Genomic DNA, 5,744 nt, shown 5'->3' on the forward strand with positions numbered 1-5,744 from the left:
ACGTTGCCGTTTAAAAGCTGGTTGAAGAACCGACCCGCGGGTTTCTCGTCGCGGGCTTCGTTGCGGTACTGCGTGCAGCGAAGGGGGCGAATATTAGCGAAGCGACACCGTTCGCGCAAGCCCTATCACGAAAATAATCCAGAAAAGAAAAGAGGCGCCACGCGCCTCTCGACTTCGCCCACCCTCGTCCCGCAGCGGGCCGCCCTCTCTAGGACTTACCGCCCTTCGGCGGCTTCTTGAACATCGCCTTGCACGGCGGCGACAACTCGTCGTAATGCTGCTTCATGCACGCCGTGATCTTCTCCTTATTAGGAATATCGCTCGCGCAGAAGTGGAACGCGTCGCCACGGCACGCGTGCTCCTGCTCGTCCTGCGACGCCGCCTGCCCCGAGCCAGCCGCGCAGGCCAGTGCGAGTCCGAGCATCCACGCGGCCGCTCGCAGTGTCGATCGCTGAGTGTCAGTGTGCTTAGCCATCTCGCTGTCCTCGTGTGACCGTATTCAGCGACGAACTGCAAACCTCGTTCCCGGCACGCCGTTTGCGCGACCGGCAAAACCCCATGACGAGGCGCTGCGCCCTGCAGCGATGCCACCATGAAGACAGCGATTGAACGTCTCGCGACCGGCGCCGCCTTCGCGCTCGCCCTGACCGCGCCGCTCGCCGCCCACGCCGACGACAGCGCCAGCCCGTGCGCCGCCCTCAAGCGCATCGTCGCTGCCGCGCCGCAGCACTTCGCCGGTTTGACTCCCGACGATGGCCGCGCCGTCGCGCAACCCTATGGCGACGACGCCCAATGCGCCGCCAGTCACGGCACCTATCAGTGCATCTGGAGCGCGCGCGATGCGGGATCGGGGACGAACGCGCTCGAAGGCGTCGGAGCCGACATCGCGTCCTGCCTGCCCGACGCCACACACGACGGCAACGCGCCCGGCCACCAGCACTTCTATCTGGGCGCACGCGGCAGCCGCACGGAAATCACCGCGCAGACCGACGGCGCCGCGCGCGTGAAACTGACCGTCTCCCGTCAATAAGGAAACGGGAGGTTCATCCCGCTGAAGGCCTTTCGCCTCGTGCGGGCGCGATGTGGAAGATCGACACCGAAGCGCCGTCTCACATCCCCGGCGCGGTACGCACGCCCGCCTGCGGTGCGCCGTAACCGCCCGCTTGCGCATTGTTCGGCAGACCGTTAGCCAACTGCCCACGCGGATCGGTCGGCCCGACCGGCAACTCGCCCGCCTGACGGTTGCCGTGCGTGGGATATTCGCTGCCGCGCGCGGCGTTCGGCATCAGCTCAAGGCTGTTTTGCGGAGAATGCAGATCGTCCGCGGGCGAGAGCTGCGCGAACGCGCTCGCTGCGGGCAGCGCGGCGGCAGCCGCAACCGTGGCGGCGATCAGGACAAACGCGCCAGCGCGCGCGGTGGGGGAAAACGTCGGGATCTTCACGTCGGACTCCTTCGGCCATCGAGGCCAAAACCAGGCCAAAACTGCACCACCCAACCCGATACAGCTTCGACATGCCGGCGAGCCGCGTGTTCGCATCGCCCACGCATCGCCGATCACTTCGCCCATCACTCCCCCGCGCCGCCCTCACACACCGCCGCGCGATCACGCCACCGCCACGCGCTCACTCGATAATGTCCCCGATATCGGCCGCGCACGCACGGGCGTACTATTCGTGCTCGGCATTCCGAGCCATTCAGGCCATGCCAGTATAAGAAACGGGCGACGCCGCGAGCGGACAACCGCCGCGCGCGCCCACGCAACGCCAGGAGACATTCATGACCCGCAGTCCCGCCGTCAACGTCCAGACGTTCCTCAACGAGCATCCCTTCTCGCCGTTCCAGTGGTTCATCTTCGCGATGTGCTTCGCGATCGTCCTGCTCGACGGCTTCGACACGGCGGCGATCGGTTTCATCGCGCCCTCGCTGCTCGGCGAATGGGGCATCGCCAAACCCGCGCTCGCGCCGGTGCTCAGCGCCGCGCTGTTCGGCCTCGCGTTCGGCGCGCTCGCCTCGGGCCCGCTGTCCGACCGGCTCGGCCGCCGCGCGATGCTGCTCGGCTCGGTGCTGCTATTCGGCGTCGCGTGCCTCGGCTCGTCGTTCGCCACCAGCATCGACCAGCTCACGTGGCTGCGCTTCGTCACGGGCGTCGGGCTCGGCGCGGCCATGCCGAACGCAGTCACGATGATGGGCGAATACTGCCCCGACAGCCGCCGCGCGACCATCATCAATCTGATGTTTTGCGGCTTCCCGCTCGGCGCGGCGTTCGGCGGCTTTCTCGCCGCGTGGATGATTCCGCACTTCGGCTGGCGCAGCGTGCTCGTGCTCGGCGGCGTGACGCCGCTCGTGCTGGCCGTGCCGCTCGCGCTGCGCATGCCCGAATCGGTGCGCTACATGGTGGCGAACGCGAAGCCCGCCGAACGCATCCGCGCCGCGCTCGCGCGCGTGTCCGCCGACGCGCTCGCGGCCCAGTCGTTCACGATGACCGAAACCGCGCCGCACGCCGAAGGCAAAGGCCTCGGCGTGGTGCTCTCGGGCCGCTACCTGATCGGCTCGCTGATGCTGTGGATCGCGTATTTCATGGGCCTCGTGATCTTCTACGCGTCGATCAACTGGATGCCGCTGCTGCTCAAGGACGCCGGCCTGCCGCCCGCGCGCGCGACGCTGATCTCCGCGCTGTTCCCGCTCGGCGGCATCGGCGCGGTGCTGTGCGGCGTGCTGATGGACCGCTTCAACGCCAATCGCATCATCGCGGCCTGCTACGCGTTCACCGCGCTGTCGGTCTGGATGATCGGCCAGGCGGTCGGCAACGTCGGCGCGCTCGTGCTGATCGTGTTCGTGGCCGGCGTGCTGATGAACACCGCGCAGTCGTCGATGCCCGCGCTCGCCGCCGCCTTCTATCCGACTTCGGGCCGCGGCACGGGCGTCGCGTGGATGCTCGGCATCGGCCGCTTCGGCGGCATCGCGGGCTCGTTCCTCGTGGCCGAACTCGCGCGCCGGCACTTCACGTTCGCGGGCATCTTCGCGACGATCGCCGTCGCGGGTCTCGTGTCATGCGCGGCGCTGCTCGTGAAGCAGGCGGCGCGGCCGCAGGCGATCGAGGCGACGCGCGCGGCGAAAACCGAATCGTTCGGGCATTGAAGCGCGCGGCACGCGCTACGCGATTTCGCGCGCCGGACGCGCGCACATGAAAAAAGGGGCCGCTCGATGCGGCCCCTTTGCTTTGCTGCGCTCGCTCTGACGTTTTCGTTTTGACGTTTTCGCTTCGCGAGAATCGATGCGCGGCGATCAGAACTTCGGCAGCGGGCGGCTCTGCGTGCTCTGCACCGCCGAGTGCGCGACGCCCGACGCGGCGGTCGTAAACGTCCATGCGACGTTGATCGAATAGGTCTGATTCGACGAATCCGTCAACACGCCGGTCACCTGCACCGTGTAGGTCGTGCCGCTGGCGAGCGCCGAATACGGCACGCACATCGCCGCGTTGCTGAGTTCGGCGGGCGTGGTTTGCGGCGTCTGCGCGAGACACGAAACGTTCGCGCCGCTGGCCGACGTGATCGTGAAGTTCAGCGAACTCAGCGTGGTGCCGAAGGCGCTCTGGACCGTCACCGGATAGCCGACCGTCGTCATCTCGTAGCTCGGCTGGCTCGCGAACGGATTCGGATCTTCGTTGGCGAACCAGCTCGCCGGCACGCCTTGCTGGCCCGAGTACGGATACGCGACGAGCGTGGTGGCGGACATCGTGTCGGCGCCCGTGCTGCCGAAGTCGATGTTGAACGCCTCCCAGTTCGCGTTCGTCATGGAACCGACGCCCATCTGCGTGAAGTCGTCGAGCATGACGATGCGATGGAACGGCGCGTCGAACAGCGTCTCGACCGGCGACAGGCTGTCGTTGAACGCGGCGGGCTGACCGGCCACGACCACTTCGCCCATCATCGAGTACGAGCCTTCGGCCGCGATGCGGTCGTAGGGCGTCGCGCCCGTGTAGCCCGTGTGGCCGGCGACTTCGCTGTGGCCGTAGGTCTGGTTGTCGACCAGATAGGTCGCGTGGTCGAGCGATGCCGTGGCGAGGCCGGCGCTGTTCGTCAGCGTGGCGAGGCCGACGTTCTGGCGCACCGCGTTGAGCCAGGCGATGCCGTCGGTGGTCGCGTTGCCGCTGGCCGAAGGCAGCGAGGTCGCGGTCGCGGCGGGCGCGAGCAGCGCGACGCCGCTCGTGCTGCCCGAGCCGTTCGTCGACGGCACGCTCGTCGAGGACGAACGCGTCGAACTGCTGCCGGACGAGTTGCTGGAAGCCGAACCGGACGAGCCGGACGAATCGCCGCCGCCACCGCCGCCGCACGCGGCAAGTAGCGCAGCGGCCAGTACGACGGCCGCTTCGAGTTTGAATCTGGAAAACCGCATGACAAGCCTTTTGTTGTTTATTCGAGAAGTCGCCCCGGCCGGTGTAATGCCGGTGAGTCCAGCGAGTCTGATACCGAATGACACTCCCTGTGCGTCACGCTGCGAACGACGTTCGACAGCGTTCAACCCGGCAACGAAAAGCGTCGTGCAGAATTGATTGCGCATCCTGACTAACGGCAGGACACGATTGAACTTGAGGAATCGTGCAGAAACAGATATCGACGTTTTTTTGCCGGACGTATCCGGCAAAGCGCGCGATTATGAAGGAATGCAAAGAGGGCTGGAACAGCCGATTGACGCAGCATTCAGGGGCGATTTCAACTGATGATTCAACCCTGCTTTAAATGCCGGTTTAGCGGTAAAAATTACGTCGATTTTGAAGCGCGCGTGGTGGCGCTTCAGGTTCGCTTTAAAGCGTTTTATTCACACGCGCATTGCTCACACAATTAGCGTGTTGAATCAGATGGCCGTGTCGGCGCGACGACGCGCGCCGGCATCTCAGACGCCGAATGCGCCGAGATTCAGCGTATGCGAATGACCGATCCACACGGCGGCATCGCGATGATCGCGCAGCGAGTCGGACGTATTCGGATGCACGAACACATCGAAGCGGCCGTGATTGAGCGTGAGCCAGGCGAATACGTCCGCGAAGTGCTCGTTGGCAATCGCAAGCTGATACGACCACATCGGATGCGGACCCACCGGACGCTCGTGGAAGCGGCCGATTTGCACGGTCTTTCCCCAATGCGTATCGATAATTTCACGCAACGCCCAAGCGGCGTCGCGCGTGTCGGCATCGAAATAGATGTGCGCGTGCCAGCCGGTAATTTCAGTGGGATCGATTCGAGTCATGATGATGCGCCTGAAGAACGGGAATGCGGAAATGCAGCGGAAGATCGAACCGATATTTTGCCGCGAATCGCGGCTTTGTGTTCCCGGCCTCGCAGCGTGTCGGGCAGGAGGCGCGGGAACATGTCCACCATCGTCAGGATGACGAATTACTTCAGAAAGAGGCGATAGGCCGGATTCTGCGTCTCTTCGTAATGCGGATAACCGAGCGTCGCGAGGAAGCGGCGGAACTCCGCATCTTCAGCCGCGGGCACCTGAATGCCGACCAGAATCGAGCTGTAATCGGCGCCCTGATTGCGGTAGTGGAACAGGCTGATGTTCCAGTTCGGCGCCATCGACGAGAGGAAGCGCATCAGCGCGCCCGGGCGCTCCGGGAATTCGAAGCGGAACAGACGCTCGTCGTGCGCGAGCGGCGAACGCCCGCCGACCATGTAGCGGATGTGCTGCTTCGAGAGTTCGTCGCCGGTGAGATCGACGCAGGGAAAACCGTGTTCGACGA

The 5,744-nt window shown here is 65.3% G+C and carries 6 protein-coding genes and 1 pseudogene; 2 read left to right on the plus strand and 5 right to left on the minus strand.

All coding sequences use genetic code 11. The annotated features are described in order from the left end of the window. Positions 1-208: 208 nt before the first annotated feature. Positions 209-424 (minus strand): hypothetical protein, encoded by a 216-nt coding sequence (locus LDO54_RS34530; RefSeq protein ID WP_224016839.1) that lies wholly within the window; start codon positions 422-424, stop codon positions 209-211. 168 nt (positions 425-592) lie between these two features. Between LDO54_RS34530 and LDO54_RS34535 the strand changes: the two genes are divergently transcribed. After that, entirely contained in the window at positions 593-1,030 is a 438-nt protein-coding gene (locus LDO54_RS34535; RefSeq protein ID WP_224016830.1) for a hypothetical protein, read from the plus strand. Between the two features lie 79 nt (positions 1,031-1,109). On the opposite strand, the gene LDO54_RS34540 is transcribed toward LDO54_RS34535, so the two are convergent. Beyond that, positions 1,110-1,361, minus strand: coding sequence for a hypothetical protein (locus tag LDO54_RS34540; RefSeq protein WP_224016841.1), 252 nt, complete (start codon positions 1,359-1,361; stop codon positions 1,110-1,112). A gap of 416 nt (positions 1,362-1,777) precedes the next feature. Between LDO54_RS34540 and LDO54_RS34545 the strand changes: the two genes are divergently transcribed. Next, entirely contained in the window at positions 1,778-3,139 is a 1,362-nt protein-coding gene (locus tag LDO54_RS34545; protein ID WP_224016832.1) for an MFS transporter, read from the plus strand. Positions 3,140-3,286: 147 nt separating this feature from the next. Here LDO54_RS34545 and LDO54_RS34550 read toward each other — a convergent pair whose 3' ends face one another. The 3 genes and pseudogenes from LDO54_RS34550 to LDO54_RS34560 form a co-directional block, all read right to left on the minus strand. Next, the gene (locus tag LDO54_RS34550; RefSeq protein WP_224016835.1) at positions 3,287-4,396 is read right to left on the minus strand and encodes a CAP domain-containing protein; all 1,110 of its coding nucleotides are present in this window, start codon (positions 4,394-4,396) and stop codon (positions 3,287-3,289) included. Positions 4,397-4,894: 498 nt separating this feature from the next. Further along, a complete protein-coding gene (locus tag LDO54_RS34555; protein ID WP_224016837.1) occupies positions 4,895-5,248 on the minus strand; it encodes a DOPA 4,5-dioxygenase family protein in 354 nt (117 codons plus the stop codon). A gap of 146 nt (positions 5,249-5,394) precedes the next feature. Next, a pseudogene (locus LDO54_RS34560) lies at positions 5,395-5,744 on the minus strand (threonine ammonia-lyase, biosynthetic); the annotation flags it as partial.

The organism is Paraburkholderia tropica (genome assembly GCF_914484835.1).
GTDB classification, from domain to species: Bacteria; Pseudomonadota; Gammaproteobacteria; order Burkholderiales; family Burkholderiaceae; genus Paraburkholderia; species Paraburkholderia tropica_A.